Source organism: Psychrobacter pasteurii (genome assembly GCF_900162815.1).
In the GTDB taxonomy this organism is placed as follows: Bacteria; Pseudomonadota; Gammaproteobacteria; order Pseudomonadales; family Moraxellaceae; genus Psychrobacter; species Psychrobacter pasteurii.
The window spans coordinates 1-545 of sequence record NZ_FUGD01000173.1 but is presented as its reverse complement, the minus strand read 5'-3'; the positions used below and the strand labels follow the sequence as shown (position 1 = coordinate 545).

The 545-nt window shown below is 40.2% G+C and carries 2 pseudogenes; both read left to right on the top strand.

The window, feature by feature from the left end:
- A pseudogene (locus A1232T_RS14025) lies at positions 1–84 on the top strand (IS5/IS1182 family transposase); the annotation flags it as partial.
- A 188-nt stretch (positions 85–272) separates the two neighbouring features.
- Positions 273–545 (top strand): annotated as a pseudogene (locus A1232T_RS13085) (RNA-guided endonuclease InsQ/TnpB family protein); the annotation flags it as partial.

The following is a 545-nucleotide window of genomic DNA, read 5'->3' as shown; positions in this document are numbered from 1 at the left end:
GCAACACGCTATGAAAAGCTAGCACGCAATTTTAAATCTATGCTTTACCTAGCTTGTACTATTATTCACTGTAAGTTAAATTGAGGACACGCCCTAGTTACACTTAAATGAAGCTGACAAAAGTATAGGCCAAAATAGAGGTTATAAAATAGAGTTTATCACCGGTCGCCGTAAAACCACCCACTTCAGGGGGTGAATATAAGGCGACATGTAGTGTCGTGAGTAGTGTTTAAAAGGTTGTAAGTTGAAATTAACCTCGGCATACTAAGTATATGAAAACACTCAAGCTACGCATTAAAGACAAGCACACAGACCAACTTAATCGCATAAGCGGTTCGGTGAACTTCGTGTGGAACTATGTCAATGCGCTGTGCTTTGAGCATTTAAAACGTACTGGTAAGTTTTTTAGTGCTTATGATCTAAGTGAGTACACCAAAGGTAGCGGTGAGTATTTAGGATTACACAGTCAAACACTGCAAGCTATCAATGAGACTCACGCCAAGGCCCGAAAACAATTTAAAAAAGCCAAGCTTAACTGGCGCAGC